General features: G+C 59.2%; 20 protein-coding genes and 2 pseudogenes. 15 read left to right on the forward strand and 7 right to left on the reverse strand.

What is annotated here, in order from left to right; genetic code table 11:
* The 8 genes from A3A9_RS0134625 to A3A9_RS43445 all read left to right on the forward strand — a co-directional run.
* Positions 1-435 (forward strand): winged helix-turn-helix domain-containing protein (locus A3A9_RS0134625; protein ID WP_027062614.1); only part of this gene is annotated, 435 nt, incomplete at its 5' end.
* A gap of 327 nt (positions 436-762) precedes the next feature.
* Positions 763-1,452, forward strand: coding sequence for a response regulator transcription factor (locus A3A9_RS40455; protein WP_033839071.1), 690 nt, complete (start codon positions 763-765; stop codon positions 1,450-1,452).
* A gap of 228 nt (positions 1,453-1,680) precedes the next feature.
* The gene (locus tag A3A9_RS0134635) at positions 1,681-2,586 is read left to right on the forward strand and encodes a GHMP kinase (protein ID WP_245279203.1); all 906 of its coding nucleotides are present in this window, start codon (positions 1,681-1,683) and stop codon (positions 2,584-2,586) included.
* A gap of 24 nt (positions 2,587-2,610) precedes the next feature.
* Positions 2,611-3,645: a pyridoxal-phosphate dependent enzyme gene (locus A3A9_RS0134640; RefSeq protein ID WP_027062616.1), complete on the forward strand. Its 1,035-nt coding sequence runs from the start codon at positions 2,611-2,613 to the stop codon at positions 3,643-3,645.
* Positions 3,646-3,781: 136 nt separating this feature from the next.
* The gene (locus A3A9_RS0134645; RefSeq protein ID WP_343286150.1) at positions 3,782-4,960 is read left to right on the forward strand and encodes an MFS transporter; all 1,179 of its coding nucleotides are present in this window, start codon (positions 3,782-3,784) and stop codon (positions 4,958-4,960) included.
* Positions 4,961-5,014: 54 nt separating this feature from the next.
* Complete coding sequence (locus tag A3A9_RS0134650; RefSeq protein WP_027062618.1) at positions 5,015-5,614, forward strand: GNAT family N-acetyltransferase; 600 nt, start codon at positions 5,015-5,017, stop codon at positions 5,612-5,614.
* Between the two features lie 41 nt (positions 5,615-5,655).
* A complete protein-coding gene (locus A3A9_RS0134655) occupies positions 5,656-7,002 on the forward strand; it encodes an MmgE/PrpD family protein (RefSeq protein ID WP_027062619.1) in 1,347 nt (448 codons plus the stop codon).
* Between the two features lie 307 nt (positions 7,003-7,309).
* Positions 7,310-7,645: a hypothetical protein gene (locus A3A9_RS43445; protein ID WP_343286151.1), complete on the forward strand. Its 336-nt coding sequence runs from the start codon at positions 7,310-7,312 to the stop codon at positions 7,643-7,645.
* Between the two features lie 108 nt (positions 7,646-7,753).
* On the opposite strand, the gene A3A9_RS40460 is transcribed toward A3A9_RS43445, so the two are convergent.
* From A3A9_RS40460 to ehuB, 6 genes are all read right to left on the reverse strand, one after another.
* Complete coding sequence (locus A3A9_RS40460; RefSeq protein WP_202596443.1) at positions 7,754-8,800, reverse strand: pyridoxal-phosphate dependent enzyme; 1,047 nt, start codon at positions 8,798-8,800, stop codon at positions 7,754-7,756.
* A 112-nt stretch (positions 8,801-8,912) separates the two neighbouring features.
* Positions 8,913-9,950 (reverse strand): succinylglutamate desuccinylase/aspartoacylase family protein, encoded by a 1,038-nt coding sequence (locus A3A9_RS0134670; protein ID WP_027062621.1) that lies wholly within the window; start codon positions 9,948-9,950, stop codon positions 8,913-8,915.
* 15 nt (positions 9,951-9,965) lie between these two features.
* Positions 9,966-10,763, reverse strand: coding sequence for an amino acid ABC transporter ATP-binding protein (locus A3A9_RS0134675; RefSeq protein ID WP_082222378.1), 798 nt, complete (start codon positions 10,761-10,763; stop codon positions 9,966-9,968).
* Between the two features lie 17 nt (positions 10,764-10,780).
* Complete coding sequence (locus A3A9_RS0134680) at positions 10,781-11,488, reverse strand: amino acid ABC transporter permease (protein WP_343286149.1); 708 nt, start codon at positions 11,486-11,488, stop codon at positions 10,781-10,783.
* Positions 11,430-12,089 carry an amino acid ABC transporter permease gene (locus A3A9_RS0134685; RefSeq protein ID WP_027062624.1) on the reverse strand — a complete coding sequence of 220 codons (660 nt, stop codon included), beginning with the start codon at positions 12,087-12,089 and terminating at the stop codon, positions 11,430-11,432. The genes A3A9_RS0134680 and A3A9_RS0134685 overlap by 59 nt, the downstream gene beginning before the upstream one ends.
* A gap of 117 nt (positions 12,090-12,206) precedes the next feature.
* Complete coding sequence (gene ehuB, locus A3A9_RS0134690; protein WP_051371452.1) at positions 12,207-13,088, reverse strand: ectoine/hydroxyectoine ABC transporter substrate-binding protein EhuB; 882 nt, start codon at positions 13,086-13,088, stop codon at positions 12,207-12,209.
* A 185-nt stretch (positions 13,089-13,273) separates the two neighbouring features.
* Between ehuB and A3A9_RS40465 the strand changes: the two genes are divergently transcribed.
* From A3A9_RS40465 to A3A9_RS44545, 4 genes are all read left to right on the forward strand, one after another.
* A complete protein-coding gene (locus tag A3A9_RS40465; RefSeq protein WP_051371455.1) occupies positions 13,274-14,017 on the forward strand; it encodes a GntR family transcriptional regulator in 744 nt (247 codons plus the stop codon).
* A 65-nt stretch (positions 14,018-14,082) separates the two neighbouring features.
* Positions 14,083-15,255 (forward strand): M24 family metallopeptidase, encoded by a 1,173-nt coding sequence (locus A3A9_RS0134700; protein WP_027062626.1) that lies wholly within the window; start codon positions 14,083-14,085, stop codon positions 15,253-15,255.
* A gap of 151 nt (positions 15,256-15,406) precedes the next feature.
* A complete protein-coding gene (locus tag A3A9_RS0134705) occupies positions 15,407-16,108 on the forward strand; it encodes a winged helix-turn-helix transcriptional regulator (protein WP_027062627.1) in 702 nt (233 codons plus the stop codon).
* A 217-nt stretch (positions 16,109-16,325) separates the two neighbouring features.
* Positions 16,326-16,751 carry a hypothetical protein gene (locus A3A9_RS44545; protein WP_210163700.1) on the forward strand — a complete coding sequence of 142 codons (426 nt, stop codon included), beginning with the start codon at positions 16,326-16,328 and terminating at the stop codon, positions 16,749-16,751.
* 253 nt (positions 16,752-17,004) lie between these two features.
* Here the strand turns inward: A3A9_RS44545 and A3A9_RS43450 are convergent.
* Positions 17,005-17,201 (reverse strand): annotated as a pseudogene (locus tag A3A9_RS43450) (SMC-Scp complex subunit ScpB); the annotation flags it as partial.
* A gap of 58 nt (positions 17,202-17,259) precedes the next feature.
* Between A3A9_RS43450 and A3A9_RS43455 the strand changes: the two are divergent.
* From A3A9_RS43455 to A3A9_RS0134735, 3 genes and pseudogenes are all read left to right on the forward strand, one after another.
* Positions 17,260-17,664 (forward strand): annotated as a pseudogene (locus A3A9_RS43455) (IS6 family transposase); the annotation flags it as partial.
* A gap of 749 nt (positions 17,665-18,413) precedes the next feature.
* A complete protein-coding gene (locus A3A9_RS40470) occupies positions 18,414-24,056 on the forward strand; it encodes a DUF4082 domain-containing protein (RefSeq protein ID WP_245279205.1) in 5,643 nt (1,880 codons plus the stop codon).
* A gap of 57 nt (positions 24,057-24,113) precedes the next feature.
* Positions 24,114-24,443, forward strand: a complete 330-nt coding sequence (locus A3A9_RS0134735; RefSeq protein WP_027062630.1) for a hypothetical protein — start codon at positions 24,114-24,116, stop codon at positions 24,441-24,443.
* The last annotated feature ends 96 nt before the right edge of the window (positions 24,444-24,539 follow it).

Raw genomic sequence — 24,539 nt, forward strand, 5'->3', positions numbered from 1 at the left:
CGCCCCTTGCAGGAACCATCAACCGACATGCCGGCCACCATGGTGCTCGAAGTTCCGGGCGGCGACATGATTGGATGGGTAGCGGCTCTGGTCGATGCCGGACCGACGGGGATGGTCGATCGCGACACTCTGGATTTCGCGCGCGATCGCCGCGAGATCGTCGTGGAAGGGCACGTCGTCGAATTGACCAGCCTGGAGGCGCAAGTCCTTGGTGAACTGATCGACCATGCGCCCGCGGTGGTCCGACGCGAGGACCTGATCGAACGCATCTGGCGACGCACCAATGTCGGCAGCAACGTCGTCGATACGGTCGTGCGGACGTTGCGCAAAAAGCTGGGGCCCAGGCGCGATTGCATCCAGACGGTCCCGAAGACCGGCTATCGATACGTCAGCGCGGCACGCCTGCCCCACTTAGCCCATAGAGTGCCAGACTAGACATTCTAGCAGATGGTATCGAGCCGGTACCTGCGCCAAGGCTAATGCCGTCTTCCGATCCAAAGCCGGCCTGTTTGAAAAGCGCTTGATATTGGTCGTTGATGTCAGCTTCGCCTTTTGCTGACAGCAGGCATTATCGAAGAGTTCTCTGGAGGTCGCTGACGCTAGGCTTCCTACGGTGATCAGAACGGCCCTTGCGCCGAGAGCACGCGATCCTCGGGTTTGTTGTTATGGCGGGTTTGTTCTGGCATGCTAGCGCCTGGGAATGCGGGGCTCGACGTACAGCCAGTCCGTCTTGATAGCAGCCGAAAGATTTAAGCTGCGGATATGAAGCCATTGATCGTCATCTGCTCGCAGGATGCGGAGTTCTATCTGCTCCTCAGCCACATTCTCGAGGTTGACGGCTTCGCCAACACGTTGGCCAGCTCCGTCGAAGAAACGCTGATGCTTGCCTCGAAGAAGGCAGTCAAGGTCGTCGTGCTGGACTGCCGGCCGGACAATCAGTTAGCGGCAGGCAGCGCCAGACTTAAGCAGGATGCCCGCACTGCCGCCCTTCCCTGTGTCGCCCTGGTGTCGCCCGGCGCAGAGGTCCAACATATCCAGCTGCTACGATCTGGAATTGACGAGCTCTTTGTCAGACCATTTGCGCCGGCCAAGCTGCTCGAGTATCTGCGCTCCAGACTAGGGGCAGGACAGCGATCCCAGCGGGGCAATTCGCTGACATACAGCGATGTCGAAATGCAGATCGATACGCATCGCGTTCGCTGCGCCGGCAGGGAGATCCAGCTTGGGCCGATCGAATTCAAATTACTGCGTCACTTGCTTGAAAACCCGGAGAAGGTCATCAGCCGCGATGAGCTGCTAGAGGTGGCCTGGCCAAACAGCGCCAGTGTCGGCACGCGCATGGTCGATGTTCACATCAGCCAGCTGCGTAAGCTATTCAAACAATCCTCGCACAGCGCCGCTATTCGCACCGTCCGGCTCGCGGGGTATGCCCTGGAACATAGATCAGGCTGATTGTTTCAGCAGGCTAATCGAGCAACTGCTGGCGTGATGACGATATCAGCCATTCCTCTGATTCGGGCCTGTTTGTTTGAGCCGTTACATGTGTGACGAATGCGTAGGATGTATGCGCCGGGCGTATTGTATTTGCAATTATCTCGAAACAAAAGATTATTAGTTTGATTGTTGCTTGAGGAAGCTTCATCTGCGAAAGTAATATCTTGGTTCAACAAGAAGATACCAATGTATATCGCGGGAGGACTCCTCATGCCTATTGGCGCGGGATATGCCGAGGCCATCGGCCACCACGGCGAGCTGGTTCAAGGCCTCTTCGAAGACGACGGCGTCCAGATGCGGCGTGCGCTCGTTTCGCTGCCTTGCCGTCAGCTGAGATCGAAAGTCAGGTTCACCCCGAATAGCAGCGACCAGTTGATTGTCATGCCGGCCTCGCGGGAGAAGGCCAAACGCGCGGCCGAGTTGACCGTCAACGCATTCGGCCGCCCAGGCACCGGTGCCAATCTTGAGATTGACAGCAACATCCCCTTGAGCCGCGGCATGGGATCGTCAACCGCCGACGTCCTGGCGAGCATTCTTGCAGTCCTGGATTGGTTGGGAATAGAGGCCGCGTCGCACGATGTGATGCAGATTGCAGTCAGCGCGGAGACCGCTTGTGACTCTACCTTGTTCAGGCAGCAGGCCGTTCTGTTTGCACACCGTGACGGTGTCGTCATGGAGGCCTTTCGCCGGCCTCTGCCACCGATCGACTTCATCAGCATCGACACAACCCCTGGTGCAACGGTCGATACGCTTGAATTCGCGACGGCGCGTTATGACCAGCTTGAGATTGAAAGCTTTCGCCCCCTGCGCGGCCTGTTGCGAACAGCCATCAAGAGTGCCGATGCGCGGATGCTGGGCAGGGTTGCCACGGCCAGCGCCCGGATCAACGAACGTTTTTTGCCAAAGCCACGGCTGGCCGAGATCGAAACGATCGGTGTCCGTTTTGACGCCATTGGCATCCAGGTTGCGCATAGCGGCACGGTGGTTGGCCTGATGTTCGATGCGATGGATCAAAAAGCATCCGAGAACATCAAGCGCGCAACAGCTGCGTTGAAACAGTCTGGTTTCGAGCCGGCAGTCTTCCGTCACTGACGGTTTGGCCCTCAGGAGAAGCCCATGTCTACGCGTGCCTTGATGCGCAAGCTGGAAGATTTCGAAGGTCCTCGCCTTGTTCCCCTGGGCGGCGATCTCTACGGCGCGAGCTTCTTTTTGATGAAGCTGCTGCCGGCCCGCTTCATGCTTGAACGCGCTACCGAACGCGGCCTGTTGAGGCCGGGGGGCACCGTCTGTGAATCCTCGTCGGGAACCTTTGGCCTTGCTCTGGCGATGCTGGCCGTCCAACACGGCTACAAGCTGATCCTGGTCAGCGACTGGGCGCTTGATCGTCACCTTCATCGACGGCTGATTGAGCTCGGCGCCGAAGTGACGATCGTCGATCGGCCCGCTCTCACGGGAGGACTTCAACAGGCGCGGCTCGACCGTCTGCAGGAATATCTGCAAGAGGCTTCCGGCAGCTTTTGGCCGTCGCAATACTACAATTCCGACAATCCGCTGTCTTACGGCAAGGTAGCCGAACAGTTTGTCGATAGACTGGGCAAAGTTGATTGCCTGGTCGGTCCTGTCGGATCGGGCGGGTCCATGAGCGGAACATCCCGCTATCTGCGCACTTTGTTTCCCGACCTTTACGCAATCGGCGTCGATACGCCAAACAGCGTGCTGTTTGGCCAGCCAAGCGGCAAGCTGAACCTTAGCGGCCTTGGTGGAAACATTCTCCCGACCAATGTCGACCATAGTCAGTTCGACGAAGTTCACTGGCTTGTTCCGGCGGAGGCTTTCCACGCCACGCATGATCTTCATCGCAAACACGGGCTTTTCATGGGGCCGACCAGCGGCGCCGCCTACCGGGTCGCCCAATGGTGGTCGCGCAACAATCCCGGAAAGACGGTGGTCGCGCTGTTTCCCGATGAAGGACATCGATATGCCGAGACGGTCTATGACGAGAAATGGCTTGAGAAAATTACCGGGTGGTCCGAGCTGCCAAAGGCAAGCCCGCTCGCCGTTGGCACGCCAAGGGCGCCGATGTCGGGATGGTCGCGTTTTGCCTGGGGCCGAAGATCTTTCGATGACGTGTTGGGGCAGGCAAACGACTAACGCGACACCGCCGAAGGGCCTGGCTGCTGGATCGATCCGCTAGGCGCGCCAGCGGCCCTTCAGGCCCCTTGCGCGCCTCGACAGGCATTCTGCAAAGGGATGGGTCATGTTGTTTGGAGGCGTGCCAGTCTACGCGATGCTGTTTTCCATGCAATGCGCGCGAAGCATGTACATCGTCCTGGTCTCCTGGTTTGTGCTGCAGATCACCGGTGACATCGCTTCCGTCGGCAAGGTTCTGATCTGCTGGCAATTGCTGGCTTTCGCCGTTGGGCCGTTCATAGGACCGCTGATAGATCGCTCCCGTCGTCGCACGCTGTTTGCAATCGGGGAAACCATTCATGGTTCGGGCGTCGGATTCTTGGCCCTCATCGCCCTGGTCTATTCTCCTGACCGCCCCCCGATCTCTGTCCTCTACGCCACGGCATGCTTCGTCTCCGTCGGCTCCCTGCTGTCCTACCCCAGCAGTCAGGCCTTGCTGCAGGTGGCAGGCAAACGATCGCTGATGCGGACCGTGTCCTTCGGCATTCTCTTCGGCCAGGTCGGTAACATTGTTGGCGCAACCGCGGGCGGATTGTGTTTGGCGTTGGTTGGCGTCGCCGGCAGCCTGACCATCTGCGCGGCCTCATCCTTCCTAGCCGCTTTGTTCGCCAGCCTTCTCCCCAATGACGATCGCATGCTCCAAACGCGGCCTGCCCCTCATATGCAGGATCTGATTGCAGGATTGACGAGGACTGTAACCAACCCGCGTCTCAAAGTGGCGGGCTGCGCTTTGCTCATGGCCTATGCCTCGGCGCACGCGTCGAACGCGCTTCTCGCCGGGTTCGCACGATACGATTTGAAATTGCCACCAAACCAATATGGCTGGATCGCTGCGATGTATTCGGGCGGTGGCTTGATCGGGAGCATCGCTTTTGTGGGGTTTTGCGGCATGGCAAGTGAGAGGCTCCTGATTGCTTTGGGAGCGGTGCTCCTCGCCTGCGCGACTGCCGCTTTTTCCACGGCTCATACCGTAGCTCAGGCTCTGCTGTGGCAAGGTCTCATAGGTCTGTCCTTCATGATGGTTCGTACCGGAAGCGATGCAACAATCCTGAAGACCGTAGCCAACCGCATGGTTGGTCGTATCCGGGCGAACATCGACGCCGCGATCGGGCTTGTCGCCGTCGTAATCTATGCGCTCCCCAGTCTCCTCCCGGGTGTTTCCGCCAGGCATATTTTTGTCGGCCTCGCCTGCCTCTTTGCCGGCGCAAGCTGTGCAATTTTTTGGATGCAATGGAGCGCGACAAAAACCGTGCGCCCGCCGTGTCGCCATGAATAGGTCGGCACGACTTGCCCAATCACCGACCGGTCGATTTGAAGGAGACATCAATTCATGAAGTCGCGATCGGACGACCAAAGGATCATATTGCCAAACTCGCGGATAGCGCGCATCAGGCCCAAGCTCGATGACATCGACCTGCGCCCCGTATCGATCTTCGATCGGGCCGCCATCAGACGGTTGGTGCTTGATCCCGAACAAGAGCAGTTCGCCGGCTCTGTGGACGCCATCTTCGATGGCCTGCAAAACAGCCGACATCCAGATCTGGAACATCCTTTCGCAATTGTCGCCCTTGGGCTGAGGATAGGTTTCTTCATCCTGCGCGAGAAAGAGGCGCTGCCCGACTGGGCGCCTCGCGAGGTGATCACCATGCACAGCTTTCGGATCTGCCGCACCCATCAAGGGAAGGGTTATGGGCGTGCAGGATCGGATTTGGCCATTGCCTGGATGCGGCACAACAGGACCGACGTCAGGCAACTGATGTTGGCGGTCAACGCCCGCAATGCGCTCGCAAGAGCGGTGTATCTCAAATCGGGGTTCATCGACACAGGAGCGATCTTTCGTGGTCCGATCGGCGACCAGCACCTCCTTAGTCTTGATGTCCAGCGCCAGGAGGATGACCAGAAATTTCACGGGTACGGCTTCTCCATTTAACTAAACCAGGTATACTAGGTCTACCTAGCTTGGAGAAAGTGATGAAGTTTGTTACGGAACGCCTGTCGGATTTTGTCAGCAATGTGCGCTACGGGCAGCTATCGGATCTGGTCGTAGAGAAGACTGAACGCGCCATTCTCGACACGCTCGCCTCGGTTATCGGGGGTGTCCCAACAGACAATGCGAGGCTCTCGCGTTTGGCCGCGAAGGCCTGTTTCGGTGCTGGCTCCGCTCCGGCATGGTTCGCCGAAGCCGGACTGCATCCGCTTGGCGCGTTGTTTGCCAATTGCGCGGCAGCGAGTTCTCTCGATGTCGATGATGGTCATTGTCTCGCGGCAGGCCACCCGGGTGCTGCCATCATTCCCGCCGTGCTGATGGAAGCGGAAGGTCTCAGCAGCGACGGCCATGACGTGCTGGCTGCTACCGCCATCGGATATGATGTTGCCTTGCGGATCGCCGCCGCCCGCCGGTTCTCGGACACGATGAGCTTTGCCAGCGGCCAATGGACCGGATTGGGCGTGGCTGCCGCCATTGGATGGCTGCGCGGCATGCGGGCGGATCAGATCGCGCATGCAATCGCGATCGCCGGCGCCGAGGCGCCGCAAAACCTGCCTCAAGGGGCGTGCCAGGCCAGTTCTGTCAAGGGGAGCAGCCCGTGGTCGACGGTAACGGCGCTGTTTGCGGCCGAGCGCGCCGGCTGTGGCATGAGTGGCTCGATCGATATGCTGGATCGCGACCATGCCTACAATGTCGCAGCGATCACTGCCGAACTTGGAAGCCGATGGCTGGTCAGCGAGACGTATCTGAAGCCCTACGCATCCTGCCGCTATACACATCCCGTTATCGACGCCGTGCTCACTTTGGTTGCGGGCCGTGGCCACGACGAGCCGATTGGCCGCATGGTGGTGGAGATCTTTCCTGAAGCGAGAAAACTCCCCAATGAAATCGCGCCGAAGTCGCTTGAGGGGGCGCAGTTCTCAGTCCCCTTTGCCGCCGCGCTCGCAGCGTTGCGCGGTGCGGAGGCGTTCCGGCCTTTGCGTCCTCGATCGCTTTCAGACGCGGCGGTGGTGGCGCTCGCTGGGAGAGTGGAAATCCGCTACCCCAACGAATTTGCCGGCATCTTTCCCCAACGCACGCCGGCGCGCGTGACAATGGTCATTGGCGGGCGGGAACGTGCCGTTGACGTGCCCCGTCCTCTTGGCGACGCCAACAATCCGATGGACCAGTCCGCGGTTGAAGACAAGCTCCACGACCTGGGGCGCGACATCCTTTCGCATTCCGAACGCGAGAAACTGATCCGGTCGGTGGCTCGGCTCAAACAAGGGAAAATCGAGCCGCTCTTCGCCTGCCTTGCCGCACAACCGGATGCGGTCAGACGGGCATCTTAAGCGGGGTGGCGCCGACCTCTGCGACACGGCCCTCGCCGCTTGGTTGTGACGGAAGGTGCCTGCCTCTGACGGTACCAATCGAACGCTGCATTTCCTGCGAGATCGTGGATAGGAAATGGCAGACCTATCTATCCGAATCTGACATCTGGAGTGCGTAGCGCGTGTACCTGCGCTCCCCAGCTTTTACCAGTGCGCCGTTGGGAACCAGATCCTGCAAATCTCTTGTCGCCGTCGCGCGCGATGCCTGGGTGATGGCCGTGCCATCGATGTTCTGTGCTATGAACCCGGCTACACGTTTGTCAAAAAGCTGCAGACCCTTTCCACCAAATTCCAGCAACGGCAGGCTTCTGGGGAGATGCCCGTCAACTTCGTACGTCACTACTACGACGTCTCCTGTCTTTTGGACGACGAAGGCGTCAAGGCCTTCATAGGTAGCCAGGAATACCACGCCCACAGGACTGATCGGTTCCGAGGCGGGGATGAACCGGATCTGCGGCGCAACGAGGCTTTTCGTCCCAGCGACCCCGCGACCCGACAACTCTACGGTGAAGCCTATGAGCGAACCCGCGCCCTCTACTACAGGGAGCGGCCATCGCTCGACGCAATCCTGGCTCAACTGGACGCGCATCTCGATCGCTTGTGATCGCTGAAGGTCGCCGCTGCGCCCTGGTCGAAATGCGCGGCCCAAAGCAGCTGAAGCCGGCTTAGCGATCATCCGACGAGCCCGCGTCCCCAGGCATGCGCCTCTGGTCTAGCCAACAAAGGCAATAGGACGCGTGAATGGCTGGAATTCAGAAAACCCGCTGGCTGTGCCGACAAGCACGACTGCGGCATCCGATGCGATCACGCCTTGAGAGACAAGTTTTCGCAAGCCAGTCAAGGCCGCGGCGCTCGATAGCTCGAGATAGAGCCCGCAATGCGCCAACTGCCTTTGGTCGTCGCGTGCGGCCTTATCCTTGATGACGGCCGCCGATCCATTGCACGATGCGATTGCGTCGAGCGCCTGATAGGTCACGGTCGCCCCCCCGATCGAGATCAAGGCCGAGTGGCCTGGAAAACTGCCGCGATAATCCTGTCCTGCGAGGGCTTTCGATATTCGCCCGAAGGGCTCGACGGCATGAATGCGGGGTGGTTTCTCGACAAGGCCGGCCGTCTGTAAATCGCAATATCCCCGCGCGATCCCCCACAACAGATCCGCTCGCGATGTCGGGACGAGGATGTCGCTGCATGCACTGGTGCCCAGCTCGCGAAAAATCTCGAAAGCAATCGATCTGTAGCCATCCACCCCGAACGGATTGCTGCCCACTGGCGGAACGGAGAAATTGGTGGCTGGATACCAGTCACCGGCTCGCACTCGATCGGCGAGCACCTGCCAGCGCCGCTCCGGCGTTTCCGTGGCCAGCAATGTCGCCCCGTGCATTTCGATTGCGCGGCGCCAGTTTGGGTTCATTTCCGGCGTGGTTACAATCACGCAATTCAGCCCGACATGCGCCGCGTAGGCCGCCAGCGATACACCGGCGTTACCGCTTGAAGCAGCGGCAACCGTCGAAGCGCCAATCGCCAACGCACGCTCAACGACGAACCGGCTCATGCGGTCTTTCTGTGACCCGGTCGGATTGGCGCCTTCATTCTTGAGGCAGAGCGCGCGAACGCCGATCTCCTTGGCTAACCCTTCCAGCGGGACGAGAGGTGTATTGCCCTCGCCCAGCGTTGGGTGATCAGGATAGACCTGCCAGTCAGCGAGGCGTGTCATGGATTTGGGGAATTCGTGATATGCGATCGCGAGGCTCGCCGGCATGTTCTGGCCGAGGCAGATCGGACAGCCCTCGAAATAGTCCGCGATCGGAAAGACCGCCCGGCAACGAATGCAGCGCAGGCCGATGACACGCGGATTGAGCCTCGGAAGCTCTCTAAGCATGCAAAGCGAGACCTGGGCTGCCGGCCTCGATATCAGCCATGAGCTTGAAGAGACAATCTCCGCGATCGGTAAGCGACGGAACTCTGCGGCAGGCAACCAGGCCCGACGATTCAAAGAACAATGTTACCGGTTCGCGCGCCGGTAGATCTGGAAAGTGGATACGGCCGGCGATCTGACCCTTTGTGACCTCATCACCTATGTTCGCAGCCGGTTCGAAAATGCCGCGGTCGTGGGCGTAGACGAAGGCGCTATGGCCCTTGACCGTCATCAGGCGCGTGGATGAAGCGGGCTCGATCGCGATATCGCGCAAGATCCCCTGGTCTTTCAACAGCCGCTTCAGTCCGGCCTCGGCGAAAGACAACCCCTCTTGCGACAAGGTTGCACCACCGCCAAGTTCCGTTGTCAAAGCCAGGGCGCCCCGCTCCTGTGCCGCTGCAGCCAACGTCGTGAGACCGCCACCGCCGGTTCCGTCACTAACGAAGCCGATTGGCGCTCCAAACAAGCGCATGAGCCTGAGCAGCGCTTCATGCTCATCGACGGTTCGCCCCGGACGCACCAGCGTGCTCACGACATAGTCGAGCGACCGTCCACCGGAATGAAGATCGACGACCACATCCGCCATCGGGATCAACACCTCGCAGACATAGTGAGCGATCATTTCGGTCGGGGAACCGGCGGCATTGCCAGGGAACAAACGGTTGAGATTGCCTTCGTCGAGCGGAGAGACGCGGCGGCCCGCAGCGACGGCAGGAGAATTGAGCGCCGGCAGGATCAGAAGCCGCCCCGAAACCTGGTGCGCCTGGATTTCGCGTGCCAGATTGGAAAGCGCGATCTGGCCTTCATATTCGTCGCCATGGTTGCCGGCGACCAGCAACGCCGTCGGGCCGGAGCCGTTCTTGATGCACACCAGCGGGATAGGAATCCAGCCATAGGCCGACAGGTCGGTAGAATGCGGTAGCCTCAGACAGTCCGACTGCTTTCCGTCGGCGTGATAATCGATCGGAGTCCAAATCCGTGTTTGAACGCTCATGGTCCGTCCCTTCATTCAACGAAGCATCTTGTTCAGGAAGAGCCGCGTTCGCTCCTGGCTCGGCGCGGCAAAGAAAGTGGCAGGGGAAGCTGTCTCGACGATGCGGCCCTGATCCATGAACACCACCTGATCGGCTGCCTCGCGAGCGAAGCCCATTTCGTGGGTGACGCAAAGCATCGTCATGCCGTCCGCGGCGAGGTCGATCATCACGTCGAGCACTTCCTTGACCATCTCGGGATCAAGGGAAGATGTTGGCTCGTCGAAGAGCATGATCCTGGGGTTCATGCAGAGCGCACGCGCTATGGCGACGCGTTGCTGCTGGCCGCCGGAAAGCTGTGCTGGATATTTGTGCGCCTGCTCCGGTATTCGAACACGTTCAAGGTAATGGACGGCAATGCCGACAGCCTCGCTCCTCGATTTGCCAAGGACACGTCGCAGAGCCAGGGTGCAGTTGGCCATGACCGTCAGATGCGGGAACAGATTGAATTGCTGGAACACCATTCCGACGGTACGCCGGATTTTCTGGAGCTGTTTCTCGTCCCCGGTGAGTTCGGCACCGCCAATACGAATGGTTCCACCTTGGAACGTCTCCAGTCCGTTTGCACACCTGATCAACGTAGACTTTCCCGACCCAGACGGACCGCAAATCACGATTCGGCTGCCCTGCGGCACGGCAAGATTGATGTCCTTGAGGGCATGGAAGCTTCCAAACCACTTGTTGAGCGCAGCGGCTTCCACCGCCACCGTTCGATCAGGCGGGTGTGCGCTGTGATGTTGGCTGATTTCCACTGGCCAAGGGGCTGTCTGTCGCATTGGCTGACCATCGCTGTTCATCGGTTAGTCGGCCCATGAAGCTTGCGTTCAAGCAGCCTGACCCCCTGCGCAATCGTCAGAGCCAAGACGAGAAACACGATGCCGACGACTGTCAGCGGTTCGGCGTAACGATAGGTGTTGGAGGCAATGTCGAGCGCGCTGCCCAGCATCTCCGGGACAGCGATGGCAGCCAGGTAGGGTGTGGCTTTCAGGATAGAGACGAAATGGTTTCCGACAGGAGCCGCGACGTTGCGCAGCATTTGAGGAGCCAGGACGAAAGACACGACATCGATCCGGTTCAAACCCAGGGCCTTCGCGGCTTCGGCTTGACCTTTCGGGATGGCGTCGATTCCTGCCTTGAACACCTCGGCGAGATATCCGCTGAAATAGATGCTCAGGCCCAGTATGCCGACCACTAGCGCTGGCAAGGTGAAGCCCCAATGTGGAAGAACGAAATAGAGGAAATAGAGCCAGGCCAGCACCGGTGTTGACCGGATGAAGTCGATCGTAAACCGCATCAGATAGGCGGGTAAGGAGCCCGCCCGTCGAGCGATCTCAAAGCTGAACCCGAGGATCGAGGCGCCGGCGCAACTCAGCAGGGCAACGCTGATCGTGGTTCCGATGACACCCAGGATCGTGGGAAGCGTCGTGGCGGCAAAGGCAAAATCAAAATTCATTTGTGAGGCCCTTCCGCCCGCCGATGCGTTGCTCGACCCACCGGCCAAAAACCGTGACGGGATAACAAATGACGAAATAGGCGAGCAGAAGCGATGTGTAGACGCCAACGGGGTTGTATTCGGATTCGGCGATTTCCTTGGCCCGGAACGTCATGTCTGTCAGGGTCACGAGAGACACCAGGGCGGTGCCTTTGATCAACTGGATGAGCTGGTTGATGAAGGTCGGCGCCATCCTGGTCAGGGCTTGCGGCAGCTCGATCAAGGCGAGGATATGGCGGCGCGGCAATCCAAGGGCCGCGGCGGCTTCGAACTGGCCCCGATCGAGTGACTGAAGGCCGGCTCTGACGGCCTGGCTTCCATATCCACCCGCATTCAACCCCAGCACCATCGCAGCCACGGTGATCGCTGGCAGTTGGATATCGATGACAGGAAGCACGTAGTAAAAGACAAACAGCAATATGATCACTGCCGAGCTGCGCCAGAACTCTATGACCGCTGTGATCGCCAGGCGCGCCATACCCTTGGTCAGATATTGCGCCACGCCAAAGACCAAGGCGAACGGCACGGCATACAACAGTCCCAGTGCGGTCACGGTTGCCGTAACGCGGAACCCTTCAAAAATGCCGACGAATATCTCAACAGTGGTCACGTTCGAATATCCTTGATCGTGGGCTCTTGACGGCGCCCGAGGCGCTTATTGCCTGCTGATGCGCGTTGCTGTTGGCTTGGCGTCGGGATAACGGCTGGTCCCTTATGTTGCAGCCGTTCAGCCTTGCCCGGCGCAAACCTGATCGCCGGTCAGATCCGGCGCCCGCTCCTGATCGCTGAAGCCGTTCTCTCTCATGATGCGTGCGACCGTACCGTCGAGTTTAAGCGCCTTGAGACGGGAATTGTACAAGTCGCGAAGGTCAGCATCCTCCTTGCGAAACGCAATGGCCGAATAGCCGTACTGTTGCGTCCCGTTCTGCTGCACTCCCTGGAAGGGCAATGCGCGTTCGATTCCATGAATGTTTTCGTCCGACAGGATGCGCGCCACTGTCGGCGCCGAGAATGCCGCGACGTCGATCCTGCCCGTGAGCAGCGCCGAGACATTTGACTGGATGTCGGGGAAGAGCAGCGTGTGCTCGGCGAGCACGCCGGCAGCGGCCGCATTCTTCGCCGTCGTGCTGCCGCGTCCCACGCCAAATCTTATCTCTGGGTCCGCGGCGATTTGGGCGTAGCTGTGGATACGCTTCGGATTGCCCTCCACGACGAGCGCTGCATCCGCAAGCTTGAGATCCGGGTCGCTGAACGCGACGAGCGCGCAACGCTCCGGCGTGATGTAGAGCCCGGCGGCGATGGCATCAAAACGCCGTGCTGAAAGTGCGGGTATCAAGGCGCCGAATTCGGTGACCACGATTTCGATGTTGCTGACCCCAAGGCTCTTGAAGGCCGCTCTGATCAGTTCGGGATCGAAGCCCGCCGCATCGCCATTCTTGTCGCGAAATCCCCAGGGCGCGCCATTGGAAATGCCAATGACAATCTTGCCCTCGCGCAAGACCCGCTCGCGTGTTGTCTCAGCCCTCAACGCGCCCGTGGTTGCAAGCAGGAGGGCGCCGCTGGTTGCAACGGAGGTCATCGCCTTCAAGAGCCGCGCCACGCCTGCCATACCATTCTCCCGTGCCCATTGATCAGTAAGGTAATCCAGGTATAACAGGTGTATCAATTTTTTGTAAAGCCGGTGTTTGAAATTTGTGAAGCACTGGCTCCGGCCTCGCTGCATCTTCGCAAGGGGATAGACATCTTCGTGTCGATGCGATAGGTAATCCTGGTATACCTAATTGCGGGGCTCAAATGACTGGACAGACCTGGACCGCTCTTCATGAAAACGTGCGGCAGGAAATCATGCGCCGCGTGCGCACGGGAGAGTACGTCGCGGGCAAGGCGCTGCCGTCCGCCGCTGCTTTGGCGGAGGAGTTCGCCGTAAGCTCGGTGACCATCAAGCGCGCGTTGCGCGACCTTCAGCCGGCCGGGATCTTACGGGCGGTGCCTGGGCTTGGCACCTTTGTCCGCGACCAGCGAAGGTTCATTCGCGATCTCGATTTCTCTCTCACCTCCTTCGATGACGCGCTGCGGCTTGGCCTGAAGCCCTCGATCCAGCTCATCTCAATAACGACGGAAAAGATCGACGATCCAGCCTTTGACGTCCTCGATCCGCCGGATGGGCTGATGTTGTGCGTTCGCAAGGTGATTTCCACCGATGGCACGCCGATCATGTATGACACATCCTACCTGCCGCGCTCATTGAGCGATGAAGTCATTGGCGAGTTTGGGGAAAAGTTCATCGGTGACGCGCTACGCGGTCACGGAACAGAATTCACCAAGACCAAGTTGCTGATCGATGCCGCACCGGCCTCCGAGCAAGCCCAGCAAACCTTCACGATCAAGAACGGATATCCAACACTGCGTCGCCTCTATCGGCTGAACACGACCGACAAGTCCTTCTCGGTCTTCGGCCTGACGGAATCGCCCTTCGATCGTTTGGCCTGCGTGGTCGAACTGGACGCCGGGGGCAAAGGCTCGAAGCCGAAAAAATAGCAGCGGCGATCACTTGGGGAACCGGGTGCGCGAAGCAACAAAAATCACAGGCAGTCCAGGAGCAGATGACGACCATGCTTCCAGCACCACCATCTCCAGATGTGCCCCTTGACGAGCAAGCCATGCGGCTTGCTGCGGTCCGCCGAGAAATGGCCCGCGATGCAGTCGAGTTCCTGGTTCTCACCAATCAGAAAAACGTCGAGTATTTCACCGATTACCGCACATTGTCCTGGGGCTATCACTCGCGGCCGTTGTTCTTGGTGATCGACCAGCGAGACATTCTCGTCATCGCCAACAGGATCGAATCCAGAAACCTTGAATCGAAACCAAGGGCTTTTTCAATTGTCTACTACGCTGGCTATCTCGCGGAAGGAGCGCGCGCCATCGTCCAGGAGATTTCCGTTCGCAATCCGGCTGCCGGGGCAAAGGCGGCTATCGACTATGGACAGGATATGCTCGGTCGCGGCTCGCTGGAAATCGTTGATGGCTTGAGAGCGCGCGGCGGCCGGCTGGAGAGCGCCACGGATCTGTTGTGGCGAACCCGCGTCATCAAATCGCCGTTCGAAGCTGACCTCAAGCGGATATCGTTCGAGATCGTCAACGCTGCCTTCGACCATGCCGTTTCGCAGGCACGTTTGGGCATTACCGAAGTCGAGCTTTGTCGGCAGATCCAGTCTCGCATTATCATGAACGGAGCAGAATGCGCCGATCCGATTGCGATGACCTTCTGCCGGGGTGAGTTCAATTACGGCCGCCCACCCCAGATGCAGCCATTGAAGGTCGGCCAGTACGCGTGGACGGATTTTCGTTCCACCTATGGTGGCTATCCCGCCGATAGGAACCGCATCGCCCGCGGCGGTCTGCCCGAACCTTGGGAGATTGATGCTTACGAACGAACGCGTGGACTTACGGTAGCGCTTGCAAACAGCGTAAAGGCCGGAATGACCTGCGGCGACGTTTTTGGGGTTTTTGAGCGGCTTTGGCGCGATGCAGGCTTGCCCCCCGCCTACGGGCTGGTTTCTCGAATTGGTCACGGCGGAGGCCTTGATGTCACCGAGCCGCCATCGATTTCCAGAGACAATCCCGAAATTATAAGGCCAGGCATGATCCTGCATCTGGAGCCCAAGCTGGAACTCGATGGCGCCGTCTTTCAGTTCGAGGAAGTCATCTATGTTCGCGAGACGGAAATCGAGTTTTTGAGCGAACTCTCGCCGGAGCGGTTACCCGTAATCAATTGAGGGATTTAGAGGGCTCGCAAGTCGTGCGGCGGCACGAAGTCAATTGACCGAAAGCCGGGGACGTTTCGGAAATCCGGCAGTTGCCTGACGGATGGGGTGTGCCAAGAGACGCGCATCGCGCCATGCCGCCTGAGAGATTTGAACAGCGCCTATGAAGCCACTGATCGTCATATGTTCGCATGACGCGGAGTTCTATCTGGTGCTTAGCCACATCCTTGCCGTGGACGGCTTCACCAGTGCGCTGGCCAGCAACGTCGATGAGATGTTCGAGTTGGCCGCCGCAACACCGGTCCAGGCTTGGGTGCTGGATTGCCGGTCAGACAATCGGATGGCGGATAACTGTGGCCGGCTCAGGCACGACCCGCGGACAAGCGCCCTCCCCGTCGTGGCGCTGATCGCAGCCGGGGCCGAAAGCCAGCATCTGGCGTTGTTGAAGGCAGGGATCAACGAAAGTTTTATGCGGCCATTGGCGCCGGCTAAGCTGCTTGACTACCTGCATACCAAACTTGAGACCGGCCGACAGTCGGGAACACGAGCGCAGGCTGCTATGTCGCTGAGCTATGGCGACATCGAAATGAAGGTCGACAGCCATCACGTGCGTTGCAACGGCAGAGAAATTCTGCTGGGACCGATCGAGTTCAGGCTGCTGCGTCACATGCTTGAGAACCCGGAAAAAGTGCTCAGCCGCGACGAATTAATCGCGGCGGCCTGGCCGGGCAATGTCTATGTCGGTCCGCGCACCGTGGATGTTCATATCAGCCGGCTGCGAAAGTCGCTCCAGCATTCCACACGCGGCGACATCATCCGAACTGTAAGGCTCGGTGGATACGCGCTGGAACATCACACAGTTTGATCGATGACATGCAGAGGCTGCTACGCTCATGCCGCATAGCCGGCGAAACCGGCGAGCTCCAAGCCCCTCCAAAGCTAACGAGTCTAGAAACGGCTTTCGCTCGGTTGCCGCTCTTTTATCAAGGTCACATCTTCTTTTACCAATCCTGAGTTATTCCGAAGTTGTCCGGCAATCCGCTGCTATGCATTAAGGCCGGGTATCCTATCGGTTTCATTTGGTGCCGTCGGAGCCAGACGCCAAGGGAGATGCGCTCGCACAGCGTCGCAGCCTGTTGCCCAAGACTGAATGCGAACGGCCGGCGCATGCCATCAAGGCTGCCAACCTCATCCTTTGGCCCAAACTGTTCGGAGGGAGCTTTGCTTTCCTGCAGATCGACGATGAGGATATTGCCGACCGGGTCGAAGACCATCTGTGCGACGAGGACTTCTGGCTGCGGACAAGGCTGCTGGAGGAGCCAAAATTTACCTCTAACATCATCTCTGGTAGCGAGAGGCTGACCACCGGCCCCTTAGAGTGGCTGGCTCGCGCGGCACCGATTTTTTCTGGCTCTATGAAAATGGCAAACGCCTTCCGCTGCGTTTGGTCGCCGGAGAACTGGTCAATCCAGCGACCGGCGGGGAGGTCACCCGTTTCACGGCCCTGACATCCTCGAGCGGCTGGCAAACCGCAGCCTCATCAATCTCCTCCTGATGTCCTGTTTTCGTCGATCCTGCCTGGCTTGCGCGCGCTTGGAGGGTAGCTACCAGGCGCTCGATTACCCCTTGATGCGCTTATCGTATGCCGGGCGCTCGAGGCTTCAGGCGTGGATAAGGATCTTGGGCTGGTTCACCCGCCTATAACTCATGATGTCCGGGTAATGAGGCATAGCGATCTTCGCTATGCCTTGGAATCAGGTCCAGGTCATACGGTCGGCAGCGCAGCTTCTCGCGGATATCGTCGACCAAATGGTCGGTGCGGCAGCTTTTGCCGACGATCCGCGCCAGCGCCTCGCGGCCGACCGGCTCGCTGGCCGCAAAATTGTCGACTCGACGCGCTGCATCCATTCGCGCCAGCGCGCGTCCGGCGGCAGGTGATCCAAATCGCGGTCGAACAAATAGTCATTTGATCGACCGTCGTCTGACCGTCCTATTCGATCCGGTTATTCAGGTATTTACGTTCTCGACGTGCTGGTGCAAAGCCGCCGCAATGCCAAAGCTGCCAAGCGGTTGATACCAAAAGCTTCTGAAAGGGCAAGGCCGTTCGCCACGTGTCATGATCACCGACAAGCTTCGATCCTACGGTGCGGCGAGGCGGGAGATCACGCGGCGTCGAGCATCGCTCGCACAAGGGCCTGAACAATCGGGCGAAGAACTCTCATCAACCCGTCCGACGACCGGAGAGGACCATGACGCGCTTCAAGTCAGCGCGCCAGCTTCAGCGTTTTGTTTCCGTCCACGACCCGATTGCCAACCTCTTTCACATTCCCCGCCACGCCATTCCATCCAACCACCATCGCCGACTGCGAGCAGAAGCCTTTGGATACTTGGTGCCAAATCGCACGCCTTCACGCCGCATGAACCAAAGCCGAGCTCCCAGATCTCGTCTGCGGAGCGGTAAGTTTACGGTGCAGGCCTTTGAAAAGGGCTCTATCCCTCCGTCGGGCACGTGTTTCATTGCTGGGGTTCGATCAACAATGTGTCGCATTGTGCGCTCTGATTACTCCAATCGATAACGAGCTAATACCTTTAGAGGAAACCGTTACCCAAAGAAGCAATCGTCATCGGAGCCATCATGCTTGATGATGTAATCGAGAAAAATGTGAACACTGGCGGCGTCAGGCGGAACTGTCGTGGACGAATTGAACAAACGGCGGAGAAACTCCCTCACGGATCAGGGACTATTATCCGTCGAGAATGTGTCCTCTCGCGGTCACGAGCCCGGTCGGTTGCAAGCAAAAGTCAGCATCCCAACCCAAACGGCCGCCAAATCGAAACCAGGCGCGTCTGAAAGTGAATCGCGGTCACGAGTTGTCCCCTCGGTATCGGCAGAACGGGCAAGAGACAGAGCGCGCGAAGGCGCAAACCTGCCATCGACTTACTCATTGTCAGGGGCCCCCGATAAATCGACCGCTCCGGGCTCCTTGGAATTGGCACCCGTAAGTTCTTGGCTGGTATCGGCCCAACCCGATGATGGTGCATCCGGTCGAGCGGGTGTCGGCGAGATTTCAGGGTCGTCCGCTTCACTTGTCGCGACGGCAACCCACCTAAAGTTGGATAGCTCCTCGTTATCGGAGGCGGTCGACGCCGTGGTCCTGGCGCCCGCGGAAGTGACCGCGACGGCACCGCTTCGAACGTCAATGCCGACAGGTTTCATCACGCCTACACTTTTGCTTCAAGCAAGCCCTATCTTGGAGACCGCCGCCGCGACGGGGACCCCCATTACCGACAGAACGGCTGAAACTGGGGGCCGGGTAGTACCGGGAAGCACGGTTACGGCTACCTTCGGAGCCGCACCCTTGTCCCTGGCGGATGCTTCGACGGGCGGCGGTAGAGAAAGCGGGCTCGGCCCTTCGACCAACGCTCCATTCATTCCGACGCAGACCTTGATCGTGGATCCGACGGCGCCGACGAAGACCCCGTCCGTAGCACTGGAGACACCGACCGAAATGCAAACGATGCCATTCGTTGAGGCCGTCTCGTCCAACCCGATCGTGGCCGAAAACCAGAAGCCCGGCACGCCTGTCAGTGTGTGGGGCTTACACGGAAGCCTGGATGGCGTTGGTGATAGCAACATCGAAGGCTTTGCCACCCAGATCAGCATCAATCACGGCCAGACCGTCAATTTCAAGATCGATACCAGTGCCACGAAGTACAGGATCGATATCTACCGGCTGGGTTATTATGGCGGCGATGGTGCGACGCTGGTAACAAGTTTCGGCGAGAACCTGGCTTCGCCACAGATCCAGCCCAATCCACTGTTCGACCCGCAGACCAACGAAATCGACGCCGGCAACTGGGACGTGTCAGCGTCGTGGTCGGTTCCCGTTGATGCGACCTCAGGCGTCTACATCGCCAAGCTGACACGCACTGACGGCATCACTGGCCAGAACATCATTCCCTTTATTGTCAGGGCTGACGACGCAACCTCGGACATCACATTCCAGACAAGTGATTCAACCTGGCAAGCCTATAATTCCTGGGGCGGATACAATTTCTACGCCGGCCCCGGCGGCCGCGATGATCGTGCCTACGCAATCAGCTACAACCGGCCGATCGAAACCAACTCGACGGACAATTTTGCTGGTCCGCAAGACTTCGTCTTTGGTGAAGAGTTCCCAGCGATCCAATGGCTGGAGCAGAACGGCTACAACGTTTCATACATCTCGTCGGTCGATGCGGCGACAAATCCCGCTTCGGTCCTGAGCGGCAAGGCCTACTTGGATGTCGGCCATGACGAATATTGGTCGGCATCGCAGTACAACAATGTCCAGGCGGCGGCCAACGCCGGCGTCAATCTTGCATTCTTGAGCGGCAACGAAACATATTGGGATATCAGTTACGCACCGAGTATCGATGCAAGTGCCACAGCCAACAGGACGATGGTGGAATACAAGGATCCGTGGGACGCTCAGCAGTTGAATCCAAACGGGACCGCTGGTGGCGGCAGTTCGACCTTTCGAGATCCGGTCTATGGACCGGGTACCCCGGAAAACGGGCTGACCGGTTCGATTTTCCAGGTCGACGACGACGGCACTCTCGGCAACATCACGCTGACCTCCCAATATTCGAAGCTGGCTATCTGGCAGAACACTGCCGTGGCCAACCTTACTGGCAACCAGACCGTCACCTTGACCAACTTGCTCGGCTACGAGTGGGATGCCGACAACAACAATGGATTCAGGCCAGCCGGCCTGATCGATCTGTCATCGACTACTGTGCCCGTAGGATCGCTGATCATCGATCAGCCTGGTACCGAGGAGGGGTCCGGCACGGCCACGCACAACCTCACTCTTTACAGGAATACCCAGAGTGGCGCTCTGATCTTTGGCACCGGCACGGTGATGTGGTCATGGGGTTTGAACGGCAATCATGCTCATTTCGATGGCCTGACGGCCCCGACCAATCCCGTCGTACAGCAATCAATGGTGAACGTGCTGGCGGAGATGGGCGTCCTGCCGGCGACGCTCCAGGCAAGCTTGGTGTTTGCATCGCAATCGGCCGACATGAGTCCGCCGGTCTCGACGATTAGTCTGATTGCGGGCGGCCAGCCGATATCCAGCAACCAGATCGCGACCATCAGCGGCACGGCAAATGATGTCGGCGGTGGCCACGTCGCGATCGTCGAGATTTCCACCGATGGCGGTGCCAACTGGAGCCGTGCGACGGGTACGACGAACTGGACCTATAGCTGGATTGCTCCAGCGGCGGGAACCTATACCGTCGAGACGCGCGCCGTCGATGACAACGCCTATCTGGAGACTCCGAGTGACGCGATCACCGTCTCTGTCAGTGCCTCGACCTCGACCAGCCTGTTCAAGAATTCGCCAGGAGACACGATAACATACTCCACCGTGTCGCATAACGACAACAGCGGCTCCCCGACTGCCGAGCTCGGCGTGAAGCTGAGTGTACTTGCATCCGGGACGATTTCCGCTATTCGCTTCTATAAGGCAGTGACCGACACCGGCGCCCATAGTGTCACACTGTGGACAAGCAGCGGCGCCCAGCTTGCGACCGCCGTGTCGACCAACGAGACGGCCAGCGGATGGCAGACCGTGACCTTTGCGCAGCCGGTGTCGGTTGTCGCTGGACAGACCTATGTCGCAAGCTATCACAGCAGCGGCAACTATGTGCTCGATACGAATTATTTCGTCGACCCAGTCAGTACGCCTTTGCTGTCAACCGGCGCAAATGCCGGTGTGACGCGCGCGGGGAGCGCGAGCGCCTTTCCCAACCAGGCCACCTCGGCCGGAGAGAATTTCTGGGTTGACGTCAATTTCACACCCGGTGTCCTGCAGCAGCTGCCGCCGGTAGCCAACAACGATAGCGGCTTCACAACGGTCCAGAACACAGCGCTGTCGATTACCGCCGCCTCGCTGCTTGCCAACGACACCGATCCCAATGGCGACCCGCTGATGGTTACAGGCGTGGGCACACCGACGAATGGCATCGTCAGTTTCAACGCGCAGACGAACGTCGTCACCTTCACGCCGACCAGTGGCTTCACTGGCAATGGCGGATTCAGCTACTCCCTCTCGGACGGCCATGGCGGAACCGCTAGCGCTCAAGTTGTCGTCGCTGTCAATCCGCTCGGAACAGTCGAAAACTTGTTCCCGACGAGCACGACACCAACCGTCCTTGCCGATAGCGATTCCAACGCAGTCGAACTTGGCGTCAAATTTTCCGCGACGGTGACCGGCAAGATCATCGGCGTCAGCTTCTACAAGAGCGCCACCGATACCGGCACGCATACCGGCACGCTTTGGAGTTCAACTGGCACGGTGCTTGCCACAGGCACTTTTGCTGGAGAGACGTCGAGCGGCTGGCAGACGCTGACCTTCTCGAGCCCCGTCTCGATTGCTGCAGGCGCCACCTATGTGGCCGGCTTCCACTCGAATGGCCACTATGCCGCGACGCCGAGCTTCTTCACCACCGCCTACGCCAACGGCGACCTGTCAGCTCCGGTCAATGCCGGCGTCTACACGTATGGCGCATCGGGCGCTTTCCCCACCAGTACGTATCAAGGGGCCAGCTACGAGGTCAGCGTCCTTTTCGTGCCCAACACGCAGACCAACCAACCGCCCGTGGCCAACAACGACAGCGGCTTCACCACGGTCCAGAACACGGCGCTTGCGATCGCCGCCGCCTCGCTGCTTGGCAACGATACCGACCCCGATGGCGATGCGCTGATAGTGACAAACGTGAGCACCCCGACGAACGGCGTCGTCAGTCTCAATTCGCAGACGAATGTCGTCACCTTCACGCCGACCAGCGGTTACACCGGCAATGGCGGCTTCAGCTATTCGATTTCCGACGGCCATGGCGGATCCGCTTCGGCCCAGGTGGCGCTGACGGTTACCAGTTCGGCCAACCAGCCGCCTGTGGCCAACAACGATAGCGGCTTCACCACGGTCCAGAACACAGCGCTGTCGATTACCGCCGCCTCGCTGCTTGCCAACGACACCGATCCCAATGGCGACCTGCTGACGGTGACAGGTGTGGGCACACCGACGAATGGCATCGTCAGTTTCAACGCGCAGACGAATGTCGTCACCTTCACGCCGACCAGTGGCTTCACTGGCAATGGCGGCTTCAGCTACTCGATTTCCGACGGCCATGGCGGATCCGCTTCGGCCCAGGTGGCGCTGACGGTTACCAGTCCGGCCAACCAGCCGCCTGTGGCCAACAACGATAGCGGCTTCACCACGGTCCAGAGTACGGCGCTGTCGATTACCGCCGCCTCGCTGCTTGCCAACGACACCGATCCCAATGGCGACCTGCTGACGGTGACAGGCGTGGGCACACCGACGAACGGCGTCGTCAGTTTCAATTCGCAGACGAATGTCGTCACCTTCACGCCGACCAGTGGCTTCACTGGCAATGGCGGCTTCAGCTACTCGATTTCCGATGGCCATGGCGGGTCTGCCAGCGCCAATGTTGGCTTGACCGTTACGCCGCCGGCGGTCACACAGAGCCTATTCGCCGCCAATGCAACGCCATCGACGACAACGGAAAACGACCCGAATTCGGTTGAATTAGGAATGAAGTTCACCGCTTCGGCTGCGGGCGTCATAGATGGAATCCGGTTTTACAAGGGACCGCAAAACACGGGCGCTCACACGGGCAGCCTGTGGACAAGCACCGGCACTTTGCTAGGCTCGCTGACCTTCACGAACGAGACGACAAGCGGGTGGCAATCGACAAATTTCTCGAATCCGATTTCTGTCACGGCAGGGACAACGTATATCGTGTCCTACCACAGCGCAGGTTCTTATTCGGCCGACAGCAATTATTTCTCCTCGGCAGTCTCCAGCGGCAATCTAACGGCTCCATCAAGCGCGGCGAGTGGTGGGAACGGCGTCTACGCCTATGGCTCGGGCAGCGCGTTTCCCACGAGTTCCTACAATGCGTCCAACTATTGGGTCGACGTTATCTACAGTCCTGCCGACGCCTTGCCGAACCAGCCACCGGTTGCCGCCAACGATAGCGGATTCACGACCCAGCAAAACACAGCTTTAAACATTGCGCCGGCCTCGCTGCTTGCCAATGACACCGATCCTAACGGCGATCCCTTGACGATCAGTGGAGTTTCGGCCCCGACCAACGGCGCCGTCGCCTTCAACGCCCAGACCAACACCATCATCTTTACGCCGACAACCGGATTTACAGGCAATGGCGGTTTCAGCTATTCGATTTCCGACGGACGCGGCGGCACGGCAAGCGCCAACGTTGCACTCACCGTCACGGCTCCGGCTACCACAGAGCATCTTTTCGCCGCCAGTTCGACGCCGGCAACCGTCAACGTGAACGACACTTCTCCCGTCGAGCTAGGCATGAAGTTCTCCGCGTCCACTAGCGGTTCGGTTACAGGGGTGAGCTTCTACAAGGGAGCCCAGAATACAGGAACCCATACCGGAAGTCTGTGGACCAGCACGGGGACGCGACTGGCGACCGCGACATTCACGAACGAGACGTCAAGTGGATGGCAGACGGCGAATTTCTCGAGTGCCGTGCCGATTACCGCGGGCACGACGTACATCATCTCCTACCACACGAGCGGCCATTACTCGGCGAACAACAACTACTTCACCAATACAGTCACAACCGGATCGTTGACGGCGCCCTCAAGCGCGTCCTCCGGCGGTAATGGTGTCTATGCCTACGGTTCGGCGAGCGCTTTCCCGACAAGTTCCTTCAACTCATCCAACTACTGGGTAGACGTACTCTTCAACGGCCAGCTGGCAGCCTGACCGGTCAACGATTTCGGCGCGATCAGAGCCGAACAACCCGAATGGAAGTGGACCACAATGCATAACGAAATCTATGCGGACGGCATCGGCGAGATTACGGTCAGCGGGACCACCGTGCGCGTCGATCTGGTCAGCCTTTCGCCGACCGAGCGCGATCAGTCCAATGCGCCGAGGCCGGTCTTTCGCCAACGCATCGTCATGTCTGTCGAAGGCTTCGCCAACAGCGTCGAACTCCTGCAGAAGGCGTTGCGAGGCCTGATTGAAGGCGGTGCCATCAAGCGTACACCGCCAGTCGGCGCCGACCAGGATGAATCTCGCGGAGCGCCAAGCGACGTTTCTCCGACCAGCGTCGACGCGAAGCAGAATGGCTCGCCGAATTTCAACTAACCGATCGGGCGTAAGGAAACGGCCCCGTTTTCACATCAATTAGATGGCGAGCGACGGATAAAGTGTTTCTTGCATGACCGGTCTCAGGCACCACAA

Origin of the sequence: Mesorhizobium loti CJ3sym, from assembly GCF_000472785.1 — a bacterium.
Classification (GTDB): domain Bacteria; phylum Pseudomonadota; class Alphaproteobacteria; order Rhizobiales; family Rhizobiaceae; genus Mesorhizobium; species Mesorhizobium loti_E.

Excerpts from the sequence above, each read along its gene's own strand:
- A3A9_RS40455 (WP_033839071.1), top strand. The coding sequence starts at position 763 with ATGAAGCCATTGATCGTCATCTGCTCGCAGGATGCGGAGTTCTATCTG.
- A3A9_RS0134635 (WP_245279203.1), top strand. The coding sequence starts at position 1,681 with ATGTATATCGCGGGAGGACTCCTCATGCCTATTGGCGCGGGATATGCC.
- A3A9_RS0134640 (WP_027062616.1), top strand. The coding sequence starts at position 2,611 with ATGTCTACGCGTGCCTTGATGCGCAAGCTGGAAGATTTCGAAGGTCCT.
- A3A9_RS0134645 (WP_343286150.1), top strand. The coding sequence starts at position 3,782 with ATGCTGTTTTCCATGCAATGCGCGCGAAGCATGTACATCGTCCTGGTC.
- A3A9_RS0134650 (WP_027062618.1), top strand. The coding sequence starts at position 5,015 with ATGAAGTCGCGATCGGACGACCAAAGGATCATATTGCCAAACTCGCGG.
- A3A9_RS0134655 (WP_027062619.1), top strand. The coding sequence starts at position 5,656 with ATGAAGTTTGTTACGGAACGCCTGTCGGATTTTGTCAGCAATGTGCGC.
- A3A9_RS40460 (WP_202596443.1), bottom strand. The coding sequence starts at position 8,800 with ATGCCGGCGAGCCTCGCGATCGCATATCACGAATTCCCCAAATCCATG.
- A3A9_RS0134670 (WP_027062621.1), bottom strand. The coding sequence starts at position 9,950 with ATGAGCGTTCAAACACGGATTTGGACTCCGATCGATTATCACGCCGAC.
- A3A9_RS0134675 (WP_082222378.1), bottom strand. The coding sequence starts at position 10,763 with ATGCGACAGACAGCCCCTTGGCCAGTGGAAATCAGCCAACATCACAGC.
- ehuB (WP_051371452.1), bottom strand. The coding sequence starts at position 13,088 with ATGGCAGGCGTGGCGCGGCTCTTGAAGGCGATGACCTCCGTTGCAACC.
- A3A9_RS40465 (WP_051371455.1), top strand. The coding sequence starts at position 13,274 with ATGACTGGACAGACCTGGACCGCTCTTCATGAAAACGTGCGGCAGGAA.
- A3A9_RS0134700 (WP_027062626.1), top strand. The coding sequence starts at position 14,083 with ATGACGACCATGCTTCCAGCACCACCATCTCCAGATGTGCCCCTTGAC.
- A3A9_RS0134705 (WP_027062627.1), top strand. The coding sequence starts at position 15,407 with ATGAAGCCACTGATCGTCATATGTTCGCATGACGCGGAGTTCTATCTG.
- A3A9_RS0134735 (WP_027062630.1), top strand. The coding sequence starts at position 24,114 with ATGCATAACGAAATCTATGCGGACGGCATCGGCGAGATTACGGTCAGC.